The sequence below is a fragment of the Tepidimonas thermarum genome (assembly GCF_007556705.1).
GTDB lineage: Bacteria > Pseudomonadota > Gammaproteobacteria > Burkholderiales > Burkholderiaceae_C > Tepidimonas > Tepidimonas thermarum.
The window spans coordinates 1-17,651 of the sequence record NZ_VJOL01000028.1; the positions used below are offsets into that span (position 1 = coordinate 1).

The following is a 17,651-nucleotide window of genomic DNA, read 5'->3' on the forward strand; positions in this document are numbered from 1 at the left end:
GGTTTCCGCAATGCTCGCCGAACTCGACGACGAGTGGCTGACCGGCAAGGTCTATCTCAACTTCAACCTGTAACCCGGTTGTCATGACCACCCAACCGGAAATTTACAGAAAAGAGGTTGCACAATCGCGGGGGGAGAGTCCCCGTCTTATCTCGTGGCACGGCACCAACTAGCCGCAAGCGCCCCAGTGGCCGCAAGCCGTGCAGTGGTCGCAGCCATCGCGGCGGATCAGGGCCCGTGCGCCGCATTCGGGGCATTTGCGCCCCGCCATGGGGACCCCCATCGCCAGCGGAGCAGGTGCGGTTGCGCCGCTGGGATCGGGCACGCTGGCAACCGAAGCACCAGGGGAAGCTTTGCGCTCGATGATCTGTTGGATGGCGTAGGCGATGGCGGCTACCTCCGAGTCGTGCCACAACGGCACCACGCTGCCGTCGTCGCGGCGGCGTTGCCCCAGTCGCACCGGACCCCGGTCCCACACCACCTTACGCATGTCGGCCAGCGCGCGATCCAGAAAGCCGCCGCGCGCGGCCAGTGATAGCAGCCGCATGCTGGCCGAGATCCACTGCTGCGATTCCCCGCTTTGCCCGACCGGCATGAAAAATTCGATCGCCCGCTGCCCTGTGCGCGCATCGGGCAGGGTCACGGGTAGGAAAGACACGATCAGATACAGGGTTTTCGGCCCTTCGGCAATCCAGTACTCGATTTTTTCGGCCACAGCGTCCAGCGCACCACGCGGCCGCTTCTCGATCACCACCCGCATGGGGTCGGGCGCATTGACCGCGGGTGTGGCATCGCGGGCTGCCGGCCCGTCGGTCGTGGTGGTCAGCACCGCGCCCACGATGTCATTGGGGCGGTAGGTGGTCAGCCCTTTGAGGCCAGCGCGCCAAGCGTGCAAATAGAGGTCGGCAAAGGCCTCGTAGGGGCAGTCGGCCGGCACGTTGACGGTTTTGGAGATCGCCGAGTCCACGAACGGCTGCACCGCCTCCATCATGGCCACGTGGTCAGCGGGTGCGATCTCGAGCGCCCCCACGAACGCTTCCGGCAGCGCGGCATCTACTCCGAACAGTGCGCGGTGCAAACGCCAAGCGTGGTCCTGCACGTCGTACGTGCTGTGGCTGCCGTCGGCCTCCCGTTTGCGGCGCGTGTAGCACCATGAAAACGCGGGCTCGATACCGTTGGAGGCGTTGTCCGCAAAGGCCAGGCTTACCGTGCCGGTGGGGGCGATCGACAACAGGTGGCTGTTGCGAATGCCATGGGCACGGATGGCGGCCTGGATTGGCTCGGGCAGGCGGCTGGCAAACGTGCCTTCGTCCAAGTAGGTGTCGGCGTCGAAGAGGGGGAACGGCCCCTTTTCACGCGCAAGCTCGACCGAGGCCTGGTAAGCGGCGTCACGCATCGTGCGGGCGATGCGTCGGGCCATGTCGCGTCCCTCTTCCCGGTCGTAGCGCAGCCCAAGCATGATCAGTGCGTCCCCCAACCCGGTAAAGCCCACACCGATGCGCCGCTTGGCCCGCGCTTCGGCCTGTTGCTGCGGCAGCGGCCAATGGGTGATGTCCAGCACGTTGTCGAGCAGGCGCACCTGCACGGCCACGGCTTGCGCGAACGTATCGAAGTCGAAGGTGGCGTTGCCGCCAAAACCGAAGGGATGCCGCACGAAACGCGGCAGGATGATGGGCCCGAGACAGCAGCAGCCGTACGGCGGCAGCGGCTGTTCGCCACACGGGTTGGTGGCTTCGATGCGCTCGATGGCGCGCAGGTTGTTGTCGCGCTGGATGGCATCGATGAACAACACGCCCGGCTCGGCAAAGTCGTAAGCCGAGCGCATGATCGTCTCCCACAGGGCGCGTGCGGGCAAGCGGCAGTACACCCACAGGCCGTCACCGCGCTGCGTGACGCCCGCTGCCTTCATCTCGTCGGACGGCTCGGCGCGGTGCACCAGCTCCCACGTTGTGTTGGTTTGCACCGCTTCGATGAAGGCGTCCGGTATGGCGACGGACACATTGAAGTTGCTCCACCGTCCGGGCGTGCGCTTGGCGGTGATAAAGTCGAGCACGTCGGGGTGGTCGATGCGCAGCACCGCCATTTGAGCGCCGCGGCGGGCGCCGGCGCTTTCTACCGTGGCGCACGATTGGTCGAACACATTGATGTAGCTGCACGGGCCGCTGGCTGTGGAGGCGGTGCTGCGCACACGCGCACCCTTGGGCCGTATGCGTGAGAAGTCATAGCCGACGCCGCCGCCACGGCGCATGGTCTCGGCGGACTCTCGCAACGCCTCGTAGATGCCGGGGTAGCCGTCCTCGTCCACGCCTTGGATGCAGTCGCCCACGGGTTGCACGAAGCAGTTGATGAGGGTGGCGTGGATGCCCGTGCCCGCTGCGCTCATGATGCGCCCGGCACCGATCGCGCCACCGGCTAAGTGTTGGCGGAAGCGCTGTGCCCATGCTTGTTGCTGTGGGGGCGCCTCGGCACTGGCCAGCGCGAGCGCGACTCGGTTGAACAGATCGTCGACGGAGTGCTCACCGGGCTTGAGGTATTTTTCGCGCAACACGTCAAGGCCGATGGGCTGCGGGGGCAGGTCGGCCGGGAAATCGGCTGGTTGGAAGCGATCCATAGGCGCGCATTGGCTGTGCAGCCCTCGCGGGCGGTGTTCCGTATTGGACACCCAACAGCGCCCAGCGGACGCGTGCGTCCATCGTTCCGTTGGTCTAGTCCCGTCGACGGATGGTGCGGCACCGGCGCGCGCGAGCGCGCCGGGTCACTTCAACCAGCCGCGTTTGCGGAAATACCACATCGGCACCAGGGCGCTGGCCAGCATGAGCGCCAGCGCGAAGGGGTAGCCCAGCTTCCATTCCAGCTCGGGCATGAACTGGAAGTTCATCCCGTAGATGCTGGCGATGAGCGTGGGCGGCAGCAGCGCCACCGAGGCCACCGAGAAGATCTTGATGATCTTGTTCTGGTTGATGTTGATGAAGCCGATGGTGGCGTCCATCAAGAAGTTGATCTTGTCGAACAAAAACGAGGTGTGGCCTTCGAGCGAGTCGATGTCGCGCAGGATTTGGCGCGCGTCCTCGAACTGCTCGGCCGACAGCAGCCGCATGCGCATCAAAAAGCTGATGGCGCGCCGCGTGTCCATCATGTCGCGGCGGATGCGGCCCGAGAGGTCCTCGTGGCGGGCGATGGCCGACAGCACCTGCTGCGCGCTGTCGTCGGTGAGCTGTCCGGACAGCACCTGGGCGCTGATGGCTTCGAGTTCATCGTGCACCCCTTCCAGGATGTCGGCGCAGTACTCGACATCCGTGTCGTAGAGGCTGAGCAACACGTCCTTGGCGTCGTCGATCAGGCCGGGCATGCGCCGCGCGCGCAGACGCAGCAGACGAAAGACCGGCAGGTCCTCGTCGTGGATCGAAAACAACACACCGTGGCTTTTGAGCCCGGTGTTGCGGTCGTTGAGGATGAAGGCCACGCGCACATGCCGCGGGCCGTCTTCGTCGTCGATGAGGAAGTCCGAGCGCACGTGCAGCTCGCCGTTGTCCTCCTCGAAAAAGCGCGCCGACTCCTCGATATCGTCGTCCATCGCGTCTTCGGGGATGGACAGGCCAAAGTGCTGCCGCACCCAGCGGCGTTCCTCGGGCGTGGGCGACTCCATGTCGACCCAGATCGGTTGAAAACGCGCCAGATCCTCCAGGGAATCGATTTCTTCCTGGAACAGGCGGCCGTTGACGAGCGTGAAGACGTTGAGCATGGGGCGCTTCCGGCTGACGGGGGTGGGCGACGGTGATGCGGATGTGCTTTCGATCACCGGATGCCGGCCCCGGCGCACGCCCCAGCGGTGGGCGAAGGTGGCGCGTTAGGCCCGGCGCTCCAGCGTCGAAAGCACGCAACTAGGGCTGCTTTCCACGGCAGGGTCTCCAAGGGATGAAACAAGCCGAATTATGGCACTGCCGCTGCGGGCGCGGCGTCATCGAAGAAGGCGCGCAGCTGCGCTTCGCGCTGCAGGGCGTCGGCCTCCCCCAGCCGGATGAGCGCGTGCACGAACCCCGGCTCGAACAGCAGGTAGCTGGCCAGGGCTGCGGCGCTGCCAGCGCCGGCGCGCCGCGTCTCCAGCGCGCCCAGCCCGGCCAGCGTGTCGCGCGTGCCGGCGGGCAGCTCGTGCACGTGCTTGAGCGCCAGTGCGTCCAGCGATGCGCTGGGCTGCAGCGCCAGCACCTGCACCGGCCGATACGGCAGCAGGGCCGCCACGGCGCTGGGCAATTGCGCCAGGGTGCGGCTGACGCGCTGTGCCTGCTCGACATCGGCCATCAACGTGTCGTGAAAGACGCTGGCCAGGGCGTGCCCGGCGATGGTGCCGGCGCTGGGTTCGGCCGTGGCGTCCGCGGGGGCGGCCAGCCCGGCGCGTTGGGGCTGCCCGACGCCGATCACCAGTATCTGGCGCGCCCCCAGGTGGATGGCGCCCGACAGCGGCGAGAGTTGGCGCATCGAGCCGTCGCCAAAATATTCCTTGTGCCCTTCGACCCACAGCGGCACGGCCGGAAACAAAAAGGGTATGGCGGCCGAGGCCAACAGGTGATCGATGCCAATGAGCTGGGCCTGCGCGCGCCGCCCGGGCCGCCGCCATGCCGTGCAGTCGGGCCGGGCGGTCTGAAAAAAGGTCCAGTGCTCGCCGCTGGTGTAGCTGGAGGCCGTCACCCCCAAAACGTCCAGCGTGCCGTCGGCCAGTGCCGCTTCGACCCGCGGCAGGTCCAGGTGGCGGTGCAGCGTGTCGACCAGCGGCAGGCTGTCGAGCAGGGCGCGGTGGCGCCGCACCTGCCACATCAGCGTCAGTCCCGCGGTCAGCAAATTGGGCGGGCCCAGCCGCCAGGCGTTGAGGCGGTACACCTGCGCCGAGCGCAGCCGCCACCAAAAGCCGGCCAGCCGCTCCAGCGCCCGGCTGCCCTCCTGCGCGTGGCTGGCCAAAAAAGTGGCGTTGAGCGCCCCCGCCGATGTGCCCAGCACGATGTGAAAGGGAAACGGCCGCTCGCCGAGCAGCCGCGCCAGGCCGCGCAGCACCCCCACCTGGTACGCGGTGCGCGCGCCGCCCCCATCAACACCAGCGCGCGCCGCCGGGGTTGGTCGGTCGGCGTCGCGTCGAAGCTGGTGGCAAGAACGGTTTCCAGGGCCATGACACGACGGTGCGCGGTGCCTGCGGCACAGGCTGCGCCTGAGTATGCCGGCCGTGACGGGGCACCGCCATGCGGGTAAGCCCCCATGCGGGCGCGGCGCCACGCGCGCCCACGGGGTGCTTGTCACACGGCGGTCAAACGGGCATAGTAGGGCCGTGGGGTTGCGCATCGGCCCCCACGGCCCGGCGGTCGGCTGCCGGGTCTTTCCTGGAGCGAAAGGAGGCTCTTCATGAACCTGACGATCAGCGGACACCACCTCGAGGTCACCCCGGCGCTGCGCAGCTACGTCACCGCCAAGCTCGAGCGCATCTCGCGCCATTTCGACCAGGTGGTGGACATCCGGGTCCTGCTCACCGTGGACAAGATCAAGGACAAAGACCACCGCCAAAAGGCCGAGTGCAACATCCACGTCAAGGGCCGCGACATTTACGCCGAAAGCACGCATGCCGACCTGTACGCGGCGGTCGATGAGCTGGCCGACAAGCTCGATCGCCAGGTGCTGCGGCACAAGGACAAGGCCCAGGAGCATCACCACCTGCCGCTCAAGCGCGAAGTCGTCTGACCCTGCGCGTGCTGCCGCGCCACAAACCGCTTGGCTGCTCAAGCGGTTTGTCGTTTTGGGGCGACTGCACGGCCGCGGGCTTGGCGGCATAATGGCGCCCTCGTTTTGAGGCACTCTGATGAACCGACTCTCTGCGATCTTGCCGCCCGAACACGTGCTGGTGGCCGTCGAGGCCACGAGCAAAAAGCGGGCGTTCGAGGAGGCCGGCCTGCTGTTCGAATCTCTGCATGGGCTCAACCGGGCGCTCGTGACGGACAGCCTGTTTGCGCGCGAGCGCCTGGGCTCCACCGGCCTGGGGCACGGCGTGGCGATCCCGCACGGTCGCATCAAGGGCCTCAAGCAGCCCATGGCGGCGGTGTTCCAGCTCGCCCAGCCCATTGGCTTTGACGCGCCCGATGAGCAGCCGGTCAACCTGTTGATTTTCTTGCTCGTGCCCGAGGCGGCGACGCAAAAGCACCTGGAAATCCTGTCCGAAATCGCCGAACTGCTCAGCGACGCACCCCTGCGTGAGAAGTTGCGCACCGTCGACAACGCGGCCACGCTGCACGGCCTGATTGCCAGCTGGCAGTCGGCGCACGCGGCGGCCTGAGCCCGCCGCTGCGGCGGCGCCACCCAAGAGCGCTTTGCCCATGAAACCGAGTGCCGTCAGCGCCGACGTCCTGTTCGAGGACCACCGCGACACCCTCAAATGGCACTGGGTGGCGGGGCAGACGGCGTCCGAGCGGCGCTTCGACGACAAGGCGGTGGCCGAGGCGCGCTCCGGTGCCGACCTGGTCGGCTACCTCAACTACATCCACCCCTACCGGGCGCAGGTGCTGGGCGTGCGCGAGGTGGCTTACCTGCTCAACGCCACACCGGAGGACTGCCGCCGCCGCATCGCGCGCATCGTCACGCTGGAGCCGCCGTTGCTGGTGGTGGCCGACGACCAGGCACCCCCGGCGGAGCTGGTGGCCATGTGCGAGCGCGCCCACATCCCGCTGTTTGCCACCGCGGCCTCGGCCGCGTTCGTGATCGATGTGCTGCGCGCCTACCTGTCGCGCCATTTTGCCGAACGCACCACGATGCACGGGGTGTTCATGGACATCCTGGGGCTGGGGGTGCTGATCACCGGCGAGTCGGGTCTGGGCAAAAGCGAGCTGGGGCTGGAGCTCATCTCGCGCGGGCACGGGCTGGTGGCCGACGATGCGGTCGATGTCTACCGCGTCAACCAGACCATCGTCGAGGGCCGCTGCCCCGACCTGCTGCAAAACCTGTTGGAGGTGCGCGGCATCGGTTTGCTCGACATCAAGGCCATCTTTGGCGAGACCGCGGTGCGGCGCAAGATGCGGCTGCGCCTGATCGTGCACCTGGTGCGCCAGGCGACGCTGGAGCGCGACTACGAGCGTTTGCCCGCCGAGCCCTTGTACCAGGATGTGCTGGGGGTGGCCATCCGCAAGGCGCTCATCCCCGTGGTGGCCGGGCGCAATATCGCCGTGCTGGTCGAGGCGGCCGTGCGCAACGCCATTTTGCAGCTGCGCGGCATCGACACCTACCAGGAGTTCGTGCAGCGCCAACGCGCCGCCATGCTGCGCGACGATTGATGGGCGCAGCCGCCGCCGCGCGGGCACGCTCACCCGCGGCGCGGGCGTGTGCGGTGCGGGCAGTCGGTGCGGTTGCAGTGCGCGTACAGCGCCAGGGCGTGATCCTGCAGCTCGAAGCCGCGCGCCTGGGCAATGGCCTGCTGGCGCCGCTCGATTTCCGGGTCGCAAAACTCCTCCACCCGGCCGCAGTCCAGGCAGACCAGGTGGTCGTGGTGCTGACCCTCGTTGAGCTCGTAGACCGCTTTGCCGGACTCGAAGCTGCTGCGCACCAGGATGCCGGCCTGCTCGAACTGCGTCAGCACCCGGTAGACGGTGGCCAGCCCGATGTCGGACTGCTCCTCCAGCAGGGCGCGAAAGACGTCCTCGGCCGTCATGTGGCGCTGGCGGCCGGACTGGAAGATCTCCAGGATCTTCAGTCGCGGCAACGTGGCTTTGAGCCCCGTGCTCTTGAGTTCTTCGATACCGGTCATGCGTGTGCGAAGGAAGGAGCGCGGGCCACGGCGCGCGCCACTACAATGGGCCCGATGATATAACCATGCGCCGAGTCCCGCACACTCGTGCGCCCATTGGTGTTTTGCCATGACACTTCGCACCCTTTTGCTGTCCCCGGCTCCGCGCAGGCGGGCCGTCTGGCTGGCGCCGCTGCTGCTGGCGCTGGGCGGGTGCTCGGCGCTCGACGGCGCCACGCAGCGCCTGTCCAACCTGGGCGGGCTGGTCACGCCGTACCGCATGGACATTTTGCAGGGCAACGTCGTCGTGCGCGAGCAGGTGCAGGCGCTGCAGCCGGGCATGACGCGTGAGCAGGTGCAGGGCATCCTGGGCACGCCGCTGGTGGCCAGTGTGTTCCATGCCAACCGCTGGGACTATGTGTTCGTGTTCCAGCGCCAGGGCCAGGCCCCGCAGCGCCGCGTGGTCACGGTCTTTTTCGAGGGCGATCGGCTGCAGCGGGTGCAGGCCGATGAGCTGCCGAGCGAGGAGGAGTTCGTCGCCTCGCTCGATACCCGCCGCCGCGCGGACAAACCCCCGGTGCTGGAGGCGTCGGAAGAGCAGCTCAAGGCCTTCGAGGCCAAGGCCCCGGCACCGCGCCCGGCGGCCCCCGCGCCGGCGCCGGCTGCGCCGGCCGCCACCAGCTACCCACCGCTCGAGTCCCGTTGAGCCCTGTTGACCCCTGCTGACCCCGTTGGATGGCCATGACCGCTTCCACCCCCCACCGCGTTGCCATTGCCGGCGCCAGCGGCCGCATGGGCCGCATGCTGATCGAGGCGGTGCAAGCCGCCGCCGACTGCGTGCTGTCCGCCGCCCTGGACCGCCCGGACAGTCCCGCCCTTGGCCAGGACGCGGCCGCGTTTACCGGGCAACCCGCCGGCGTCGTCATTGCCGCCGATGTGGACGCCGCCCTGGCCGCCAGCGATGTGCTGATCGACTTCACCCGCCCCGAGGGCACGATGCAGCACGTGCAGGCCTGCGTGCGCCACGGGGTGGCGTTGGTCATTGGCACCACCGGGTTCACCGAGGCGCAAAAAGCCGCCATCGCCGATGCGGCGCAGCACATCCCGATCGTCATGGCGCCCAACATGAGCGTGGGGGTCAACGTCACGCTCAAGCTGCTGGAGATGGCCGCGCGCGCGCTGTCGGGCGGCTACGACATCGAGATCGTCGAGGCGCACCACCGCCACAAGGTCGATGCGCCCAGCGGCACCGCGCTCAAAATGGGCGAGGTCATCGCCGCGGCGCAAGGCCGGCGGCTGCAGGACTGCGCGGTGTACGAACGCGTGGGCCACACCGGCGAGCGCCCGGCCGGCGCGATCGGCTTTGCCACCGTGCGCGGCGGCGACGTGGTGGGCGACCATACGGTGATGTTCCTGGGCACCGGCGAGCGCATCGAGATCACGCACAAGTCCAGCAGCCGCGCCACCTATGCGCAGGGCAGTCTGCGCGCGGTGCGGTTTTTGGCGGGGCGGCGCAGCGGGTTGTACGACATGTTCGACGTGCTCGGGCTGCGCTGACGCGGTGTCGGCGCGCGCCCGGGTCCCGTTCCAACCGAGGAGCAACGGCAGCCATGACCATTCAGACTCGCCTGATCGACTACCAGCACGACGGCCAGACCTTCGAGGGCCTGTTGGCCTGGGACGACGCGCACGCCGGGGCGCGCCCCGCGGTGGCCGTGGCCCATGCGTGGGCCGGGCGCACCGCCTTTGAGGACGACAAAGCGCGCGCCCTGGCGGCGTTGGGCTATGTCGGCTTTGCGATGGACGTCTATGGCAAGGGCCGGCGCGGCCGCAGCCGCGAGGAAAACGCCGCCCTCATGACCCCGCTGGTGCAAGACCGCGCGCTGCTGCAGGCGCGCCTGGGCGCGGCCTTGCAGGCGCTGACCGCGCAGCCGGAGGTGGACGCCAGCCGCGTGGCGGCCATCGGTTTTTGTTTTGGCGGCTTGAGCGTGCTGGACATGGCGCGCTGTGGCCTGCCGCTGCGCGGGGTGGTCAGCTTCCATGGCCTGTTCACGCCGCCGGGCAACACCGCCGGGCGGCGCATCCAGGCCAAGGTGTTGGCGCTGCACGGCTGGGACGACCCAATGGCCAAGCCCGACGCGGTGCTGGCCTGGGCGCAGGAGATGAGCGCTGCCGGCGCCGACTGGCAGCTGCACGCCTACGGCGGCACCATGCACGCCTTCACCAACCCGCAGGCCAACGACCCCGGCTTTGGCACCGTCTACGATGCCCGCGCCGACGCCCGCTCGTGGGTGGCGATGCGCGCCTTTTTGGCCGAAGTGCTGGCCTGATCCGCCCCAGCCAGCCGCTGGGCGGGCAGGTGGCGGTGGCGCCGATACAATCGCGCGACGATCGTTCATTCCCAGGCGTCCGTCCGCCCCCGCCGCTGGCCGGGGGGCGGTCGGGCGCGTTGCTGTTGCGCACCATGCAAGACGCCTACACCCCCCGTGACGTGGAAGCCGCTGCCCAGGCCGCCTGGGCCGCACGCGACGCCTACCGCGTCACCGAAGACACGACCAAGCCCAAGTTCTACGCCTGCTCCATGCTGCCCTACCCCAGCGGCAAGCTGCACATGGGGCATGTGCGCAACTACACCATCAACGACATGATGGCGCGCCAGTTGCGCATGAAGGGCTACAACGTCCTCATGCCCATGGGGTGGGACGCCTTTGGCCTGCCGGCCGAGAACGCCGCCATCAAAAACGGCGTGCCGCCTGCGCGCTGGACCTACGACAACATCGCCTACATGAAGCGGCAGATGCAGGCCATGGGCCTGGCCATCGACTGGAGCCGCGAGGTGGCGACCTGCGCCCCTGACTACTACAAGTGGAACCAGTGGCTGTTCCTGAAGATGCTCGAAAAGGGCATCGCCTACCGCAAGACGCAGGTGGTCAACTGGGACCCGGTGGACCAGACCGTGCTGGCCAACGAGCAGGTCATCGACGGCCGCGGCTGGCGCACCGGCGCGCTGGTGGAAAAGCGCGAGATCCCCGGCTACTACCTGGCCATCACGCAGTACGCCGAGGAGCTGCTGTCGGCCGTGGCCAACCCGGACGATCCCAACTACCTGGACGGCTGGCCCGAGCGCGTGCGGCTGATGCAGGAGAACTGGATCGGCAAGAGCACGGGCGTGCGCTTTGCCTTCACGCACGACATCCGCGACGCGCGCGGCGAGCCGATCCAGGACGGGCGGCTGTGGGTGTTCACCACCCGTGCCGACACCATCATGGGCGTGACCTTCTGCGCCGTGGCGCCGGAGCACCCGCTGGCGGCGCACGCCGCGGCGGGCAACCCCCAGCTTGCGGCCTTCATCGAGCGCTGCAAGCTCGGCGGCACCACCGAAGCGGAGCTCGCCCTCAAAGAGAAGGAAGGCATGCCCACCGGCCTGACGGTCACGCACCCGCTCACCGGTGAGGCGGTGCCGGTGTGGGTGGGCAACTACGTGCTCATGGGCTACGGGGACGGCGCCGTCATGGGCGTGCCGGCGCACGACGAGCGCGACTTTGCCTTTGCCAAAAAATATGGGCTGCCCATCCGGCAGGTCATCGCGGTGGAGGGCGAGACGTTTTCCAGCGACGCCTGGGCCGACTGGTACGCCGACAAGCAGCGCGGGCGCTGCATCCACTCCGGCGTGCTGGACGGTCTGGACCACGCGCGCGCGGTCGACCAAGTGGCCGAGCTGCTCGCCGCCAAGGGCCTGGGCGAGAAGAAGACCACCTGGCGCCTGCGCGACTGGGGCATCAGCCGCCAGCGCTACTGGGGCACGCCGATCCCGATCATCCACTGCGACGACTGCGGCCCCGTGCCGGTGCCGTATGAGGATTTGCCGGTGGTGCTGCCCGAGGACCTGATCCCGGACGGGTCGGGCAATCCGCTGACCAAGTGCGAATCGTTCCTGAAGGTCGATTGTCCCAAGTGCGGCAAGCCCGCCCGGCGCGAGACCGACACCATGGACACCTTCGTCGATTCGTCCTGGTACTTCATGCGCTATTGCGACCCGACCAACGCCGAGGCGATGGTGGGCGATGGCACGCGCTACTGGATGCCGATGGACCAGTACATCGGCGGCATCGAGCACGCCATCTTGCACCTGCTCTACGCGCGCTTTTGGACCAAGGTCATGCGCGACCTGGGGCTGGTGGCGGTGGATGAGCCTTTCAAGCGGCTGCTCACCCAGGGCATGGTGCTCAACCACATCTACAGCCGCCGCACGTCCAAGGGCGCCAAGGAGTATTTCTGGCCGCACGACGTGGAGCACGTGCTCGACGACGCGGGCAAGATCGTGGGCGCGCGGCTCAAGCGCGACGTGCCCAGCGCCGATGGCGTGCTGCCGGCGGGCACGCCGATCGACTACGAGGGCGTGGGCACCATGTCCAAGTCCAAGAACAACGGGGTCGATCCGCAGGATCTGATCGAGAAGTACGGCGCCGACACCGCGCGCCTGTACACCATGTTTACCGCGCCACCGGAAGCCACGCTGGAGTGGAACGACGCCGCGGTGGAGGGCAGCCACCGCTTCCTCAAGCGCGTGTGGGCCTTTGGCCGGCGGCTGGCGCAGATGGACTTTGGCGCCGCGCAGCAGGCGGTGCAGGGCGCCGCGTCGCTGGGCGATGTGGCCTTTGGCGCACGCGCCAAGGCGTTGCGGCACGACATCCACAGCCTGCTCAAACAAATCGACTACGACTACCAGCGCATGCAGTACAACACCGTGGTGTCCGGCTGCATGAAGATGCTCAACGCGCTGGAGGGCTTCGACCCCACGGACGAGCCGGGCGGCGGCGTGGCCCTGATCGAGGGCTTTGGCATCCTGTTGCGCTGCCTGTATCCGGCCACCCCGCACCTGACCTGGGTGTTGTGGCAGCAGCTCGGCTACGCCGGCGCGCTGGGTGATCTGCTCGATGCCCCGTGGCCGCAGCCGGACGAAGCCGCGCTGCGGCGCGATGCGATCGAGCTCGTGCTGCAGATCAACGGCAAGGTGCGCGGCAGCCTGACCGTGCCGGCCGATGCCGATCGCGCCGCCATCGAGGCCGCCGCGCTGGCCGCGCCGGAAGTGGCGCGCTACGGCGAGGGCCGCGCTCCCAAGAAGGTGGTGGTGGTGCCCGGCCGCCTGGTCAACGTGGTGGTCTGAACGTGGCCACGCGGCGTGCCTGGGTGCGCGGGGCGGCGCTGGCGGCCATGGCGGCCACCGCCCTGGCGGGCTGCGGCTTTCGGCTGCGGGGGGCGGGGCTGCGCTTTGCCTTTCGCACCCTGCGCGTACAGGCCGGCGCCGACTCGGACGTGCTGCAGCGCCTGCGCGCCCAGCTGCAAGCGGCCGGCGTGGCGGTGCTGGACGCCACGGCGCGCGGGCCCGATGGCGAGGCGGCCGTGCCCGATGTCATTTTGCAGGTGCTGCAGGACCAGCGCGAGCGTGTGGTGGTGGGCACCACCGCGGCGGGGCAGGTGCGCGAACTGGCGCTGCGCCGGCGCGTGCGCTTTGCGCTGCGCACGCCCGGCGGGCGGGAATTGATCGCGCCCACCGAGCTGCTGCAAGAGCGCGAGCTGAGTTTTTCCGAAACCGTCGTGCTGGGCAAAGAGGCCGAAGAGGCCTTGCTGTTCGACGACATGCGCACCGCCATCGTGCGCCAGCTGCTCGTGCGGTTGAGCGCGGTCAGCGCGCTCTGAAGCGGCGGCTGCTCGATTGCCCGTATTCCACCGTCTGCTGTTTGCGCGGATACTGCGCGCCATCACCAAACACCCATTGGGGACGTCGTCATGTGGGGAATTCAGTCGTTGCGGTGGCGGCTCATCGTGGCCGCCACGGCGCTGGCCGTGGTCAGCGTCGGTGTCGTGTCCACCGTCAACATCCTGATTGCGCGGGCCGCCGTCCGCGACACCATCGCGCAAGACGCCGCTGCGTTGGCGCAGGCGCGTGCTGCGGCGACGGCCGACGTGATCGCCGTCGCGCGCCGGGGGGTCGAAGCGCTGCTGCCGGCGGTGGACGAGCCGGATCCGCTGCCGTCGTTGCAAAAGGTGGCGCGCACCGTCGGCTACGACACCACCTACATCGGCTATGCGGACAAGCGCACGGCCTTTTCCAGCCCGCAGGACTTGCCGCCCGACTACGATCCGACGACCCGGCCCTGGTACCAGTTGGCAAGCCGCAGCGAAGGCGTGGTGCTGACCGAGCCCTATGTGGATGCCGGCACGAAGCGGCTGGTCCTGACGTTGGCTGCGGCGCGGCGCGATGGCGCCCAGGTGCAGGCGGTGGTGGCGGGCGACATCTTCCTGGATGCCGTGCAAGCCAGCATCGACGCCATCAAGCCCACGCCCTCGAGCAACGCCTTCATCGTGGCGCGCGATGGCCGTTTGGTGGTGCATCCGAATCTGGACCTGATCCTGCAGCCGGCCGAACGGTTGACGCCGGCGTTGGCGGCTGGCGCGTTGGCGGCGCTGGATGCACAACCCGTCAACGCGACGATCGATGGCCAGCCACGGCTGTTGGTGGCCCGTCCAATCGCGGGCACAGACTGGCGGCTCGTCATCGCGATGCACGAAGGCGAAGCCATGGCAGCCGTGCGCGCGTTGGAAATCAACTCGCTGGTGGGGGCGCTGGTGGTGGGGGCGCTGTCGGCGTTGGTCATCGGCGTCTTGGTCCACGCATCGCTGCGGCCCCTGCGGCGGCTGGATGCCGCGCTGGAGGAGGTGGCCTCGGGCGACAGCGACTTGACGCGGCGCCTGAGTACCTCGGGCGTGCGCGAGGTGGCGCGCATCAGCGAACACTTCAACGCCTTTGTGGCCAAGCTGCAGTCGGTGCTCGTCGATATTCGACACGCCAGCACGCAGGTGCACACGGCGGCGGAAGAAATTTCCGCGGGCAACCTGGACCTGTCCACACGCACGGAGCATGCGGCGTCGAGCTTGGAGGAGACGGCTGCGACGATGGAGGAGCTCACCGATGCCGTGGCCCAAACCGCTCAACACGCGCAGCAGGCCAATCGCCGGGCGACGGAAGTAGCGGGCGCTGCCGAGCGCGGGGGCGGCGTGATGCAGGCGGTCACGACCAAGATGGCCAACATTTCCTCGACCTCGCAACGGGTTGGGGAGATCGTCAATGTCATCGACGGGATAGCCTTTCAGACCAACATTCTGGCGCTCAATGCCGCGGTGGAGGCGGCGCGCGCCGGCGAGGCCGGACGTGGTTTTGCGGTGGTCGCGGCCGAGGTGCGCGCGCTGGCGCAACGCAGCGCGCAAGCGGCCAAGGAAATCAAGACCCTGATCGAATCGTCGGTCGGGGAGGTGCAGGAAGGTTCTGTGCTGGTCAACGATGCGGGCGCGGAAATCGCCAGGATCGTGGAGGAGGTCAAAGCGCTGGCCGCCATGATCCGGGATATCGCGGCGGATGCCGAGCATCAGCAACACGGCATTGCGCAGATCGGCGCAGCGGTCTCGGCACTGGACCAAACCACGCAGCAAAATGCCGCGCTCGTCGAACAGGGGGCCGCGGCGGCCACCGCGCTCAAGCAGCAAGCGGCCGATTTGGCCGCTGCGGTGGCACGTTTTCGCATCGACCACGAGGCGGCGCGCCCCGCGTTGCCACCGCGCTGACGGCACCCCCGATCAGGCGCGTCAGGATCCGCCGCGGCGCGCCTGGTGCTCGCGCATCAGCGTGCTCTTGCCAAACAGGCTCTCGATCAGGTCCACGGCCAGCAGCGCGGTGCGGTTGCGCACGTCCAGCGCCGGGTTGAGCTCCATCACGTCCAGGCTGGCCAGCCGCCCGGTGTCGGCGATCATTTCCATGCACAGCTGCGCCTCGCGGTAGGTGGGGCCGCCGGGCACGGTCGTGCCCACGCCGGGCGCGATGTCCGGGTCCAGAAAATCGACGTCGAAGCTCACGTGCAGGTGGGTGTCGGCGTCCAGCCCGGCCAGGGCCTGCTCCATGGTGTGGCGCATGCCCATTTCGTCGATGTAGCGCATGTCGTAGACCTCCAGCCCCTGCTCGTGCACGAAGCGCTTTTCGCCCGGGTCCACGCTGCGGATGCCGATTTGGCGCACCTGATCGGGGCGCAGCGCCGGGCCGGCGCCGCCCAGGTGCACCAGCGCCTCGGGGCCAAAGCCGCACAGGCATGCCACGGGCATGCCGTGCAGGTTGCCGCTGGGCGTAAGCCGTGAGGTGTTGAAGTCCGCATGCGCGTCCAGCCACAGCACGCGCAGCTTTTTGCCCACGGCGCGGCAGTGGCGCGCCACCGCGCTGATCGACCCCATCGCCAGACAGTGGTCGCCGCCAAGCAAAATGGGCAAGTGGCCGCTTTGCAGCTCGGCGTATATTGCATCGTGCACGGCGCGATTCCAGGCCACCACCTCGTCCAGGTGGCGGTAGCCATCGACGGCGGGGCGCCAGGGGTTGGCAGGGCCGTGCAGATTGCCACGGTCGAGCACGTGCAGGCCGTGCGACTCCAGCGCCGCCTGCAGCCCGGCCACGCGCAGCGCCTCCGGTCCCATGGAGGCGCCACGCGCGCCAGCGCCAACGTCGGTGGGCGCGCCCACGAGCGCCACTGTGTGCCATCGGGTTGTCATACGAATCGGATCCTCCGAGCTTGAGCGAACGATGGGCCGTAGTGTGACATCGGTTGGCGCACTTCTGCCTAGAATCGCCGCCATGCAAATCGGTGTCGCCCAGTTGCCGGCGCAGCTCCAGCGTGCGCTGGCGCCGTTGTACGTGGTGCACGGCGACGAGCCCTTGCTGGCGCTGGAGGCGGCCGACGCCATTCGCGCGGCGGCGCGCGCCGCGGGCCACACCGAGCGGACCGTCTTCACCGTCACGGGGGCGCAAGCGGACTGGAGTGCGATCCTGGCCGCGGGCGGCGCGCTGAGCCTGTTTGCCGACAAGCGTTTGGTCGAGGTGCGCATTCCGTCCGGCAAACCGGGTAAGGACGGCGCCGAGGCGCTGCAGCGGCTGGCGGCGTCGGCCCCGCACGCCAGCGACACCGTGACCTTGGTGCTGTTGCCGCGGCTGGATGCTGCGACCCTGAAGAGCGCGTGGTGGGCCGCGCTGCAGGCGCACGGTGTGGTGGTGCGCGTGGACCCTGTGGAACGCGCGCAGTTGCCCGGCTGGATCGCCCAGCGCCTGCGCGCCCAGGGTCAGCACGTGGCCGCGGGCGAGGAGGGACAGCAGACCCTGGCGTTCATGGCCGAGCGGGTGGAGGGCAACCTGCTGGCGGCGCACCAGGAGATTGCCAAACTGGGGCTGCTCTACCCGCCCGGGGAACTGCGCTACGAGCAGGTGCGCACCGCGGTGCTGGACGTGGCGCGCTACGACCCGTTTCGCGTGCCCGAGGCGGTGCTCGACGGCGCGCCCGCGCGCGTGCAGCGCATGCTGGATGGTTTGCGTGCCGAGGGGGTGGCGCCCGTGCCGGTCCACTGGGCGCTGGCCGAGGAGTTGCGCACCCTGCACCGCGCACGCCTGGCGCTCGATGCGGGGCAGCCGCTGCCGCTGGTGTTGCGCGAGCTGCGCGTCTGGGGCGCGCGGGAAAAGCGCTACGAGCGCCTGCTGCCGCGGCTGCGCCGGCAACAGACCGCACGCTGGCTGGCCGAAGCGCAAACCGCCGATGGCATCGTCAAGGGCCTGAGCGCGCCGGAGTGGCCCACCGACCCCTGGTTGGCGTTGCAGCGCTTGGCGCTGACGGTGGCGGCGGGGTGTGCGGGGGGGCGCTGATGCGCTTGGTGCGCGTGCGATCGGGCGCGTCGCGGAGGCATCCGCCCGATCTGGTAGCATCCGCAACCATGCGTCGAACCGCCGTCCTCCTCTGGGCGCTGCTGTGCAGCGTTGCGGCCCAGGCTGCCCCTGCTTTGCCGGGGGACGCAGCCGGGCCAGCAGCGGCCGAGG

Annotated in this window: 15 protein-coding genes; 10 read left to right on the plus strand and 5 right to left on the minus strand. The window is 68.8% G+C overall.

Features of this window, described 5'->3' with window-relative positions:
* Positions 1-169: 169 nt before the first annotated feature.
* The 3 genes from Tther_RS07970 to Tther_RS07980 all read right to left on the minus strand — a co-directional run bounded on the left by Tther_RS07970 (position 170) and on the right by Tther_RS07980 (position 5,046).
* Positions 170-2,611 (minus strand): adenosylcobalamin-dependent ribonucleoside-diphosphate reductase, encoded by a 2,442-nt coding sequence (locus tag Tther_RS07970; RefSeq protein ID WP_143902674.1) that lies wholly within the window; start codon positions 2,609-2,611, stop codon positions 170-172.
* 144 nt (positions 2,612-2,755) lie between these two features.
* Positions 2,756-3,742 (minus strand): magnesium/cobalt transporter CorA, encoded by a 987-nt coding sequence (corA, locus tag Tther_RS07975; protein WP_143902676.1) that lies wholly within the window; start codon positions 3,740-3,742, stop codon positions 2,756-2,758.
* Positions 3,743-3,930: 188 nt separating this feature from the next.
* On the minus strand, positions 3,931-5,046 hold the full coding sequence (locus Tther_RS07980) for a patatin-like phospholipase family protein (RefSeq protein WP_246098960.1): 1,116 nt from the start codon (positions 5,044-5,046) through the stop codon (positions 3,931-3,933).
* A 342-nt stretch (positions 5,047-5,388) separates the two neighbouring features.
* Between Tther_RS07980 and hpf the strand changes: the two genes are divergently transcribed.
* From hpf to hprK, 3 genes are all read left to right on the plus strand, one after another.
* Positions 5,389-5,721, plus strand: coding sequence for a ribosome hibernation-promoting factor, HPF/YfiA family (gene hpf / locus Tther_RS07985; protein ID WP_143902680.1), 333 nt, complete (start codon positions 5,389-5,391; stop codon positions 5,719-5,721).
* 118 nt (positions 5,722-5,839) lie between these two features.
* Entirely contained in the window at positions 5,840-6,310 is a 471-nt protein-coding gene (locus Tther_RS07990; protein ID WP_143902681.1) for a PTS sugar transporter subunit IIA, read from the plus strand.
* A gap of 40 nt (positions 6,311-6,350) precedes the next feature.
* Complete coding sequence (hprK, locus tag Tther_RS07995) at positions 6,351-7,301, plus strand: HPr(Ser) kinase/phosphatase (RefSeq protein WP_143902683.1); 951 nt, start codon at positions 6,351-6,353, stop codon at positions 7,299-7,301.
* A gap of 29 nt (positions 7,302-7,330) precedes the next feature.
* Here the strand turns inward: hprK and fur are convergent, their stop codons facing one another.
* Positions 7,331-7,771 (minus strand): ferric iron uptake transcriptional regulator, encoded by a 441-nt coding sequence (gene fur / locus Tther_RS08000; protein WP_143902685.1) that lies wholly within the window; start codon positions 7,769-7,771, stop codon positions 7,331-7,333.
* 109 nt (positions 7,772-7,880) lie between these two features.
* Between fur and Tther_RS08005 the strand changes: the two genes are divergently transcribed.
* The 6 genes from Tther_RS08005 to Tther_RS08030 all read left to right on the plus strand — a co-directional run bounded on the left by Tther_RS08005 (position 7,881) and on the right by Tther_RS08030 (position 15,373).
* The gene (locus tag Tther_RS08005) at positions 7,881-8,456 is read left to right on the plus strand and encodes an outer membrane protein assembly factor BamE (protein WP_143902687.1); all 576 of its coding nucleotides are present in this window, start codon (positions 7,881-7,883) and stop codon (positions 8,454-8,456) included.
* Between the two features lie 35 nt (positions 8,457-8,491).
* The gene (gene dapB / locus Tther_RS08010) at positions 8,492-9,307 is read left to right on the plus strand and encodes a 4-hydroxy-tetrahydrodipicolinate reductase (protein WP_425472814.1); all 816 of its coding nucleotides are present in this window, start codon (positions 8,492-8,494) and stop codon (positions 9,305-9,307) included.
* A 53-nt stretch (positions 9,308-9,360) separates the two neighbouring features.
* Complete coding sequence (locus tag Tther_RS08015; RefSeq protein WP_143902691.1) at positions 9,361-10,080, plus strand: dienelactone hydrolase family protein; 720 nt, start codon at positions 9,361-9,363, stop codon at positions 10,078-10,080.
* Positions 10,081-10,214: 134 nt separating this feature from the next.
* Positions 10,215-12,917 (plus strand): leucine--tRNA ligase, encoded by a 2,703-nt coding sequence (gene leuS, locus Tther_RS08020; protein ID WP_143902693.1) that lies wholly within the window; start codon positions 10,215-10,217, stop codon positions 12,915-12,917.
* 47 nt (positions 12,918-12,964) lie between these two features.
* Positions 12,965-13,450: an LPS-assembly lipoprotein LptE gene (locus tag Tther_RS08025; protein ID WP_143902723.1), complete on the plus strand. Its 486-nt coding sequence runs from the start codon at positions 12,965-12,967 to the stop codon at positions 13,448-13,450.
* A 90-nt stretch (positions 13,451-13,540) separates the two neighbouring features.
* A complete protein-coding gene (locus tag Tther_RS08030) occupies positions 13,541-15,373 on the plus strand; it encodes a methyl-accepting chemotaxis protein (protein ID WP_143902695.1) in 1,833 nt (610 codons plus the stop codon).
* Positions 15,374-15,394: 21 nt separating this feature from the next.
* On the opposite strand, the gene rocF is transcribed toward Tther_RS08030, so the two are convergent.
* Positions 15,395-16,342 (minus strand): arginase, encoded by a 948-nt coding sequence (gene rocF / locus Tther_RS08035; protein WP_143902697.1) that lies wholly within the window; start codon positions 16,340-16,342, stop codon positions 15,395-15,397.
* A gap of 82 nt (positions 16,343-16,424) precedes the next feature.
* On the opposite strand from rocF, the gene holA reads away from it, so the two are divergent.
* Entirely contained in the window at positions 16,425-17,480 is a 1,056-nt protein-coding gene (gene holA / locus Tther_RS08040; RefSeq protein WP_143902699.1) for a DNA polymerase III subunit delta, read from the plus strand.
* Positions 17,481-17,651 lie beyond the last annotated feature (171 nt).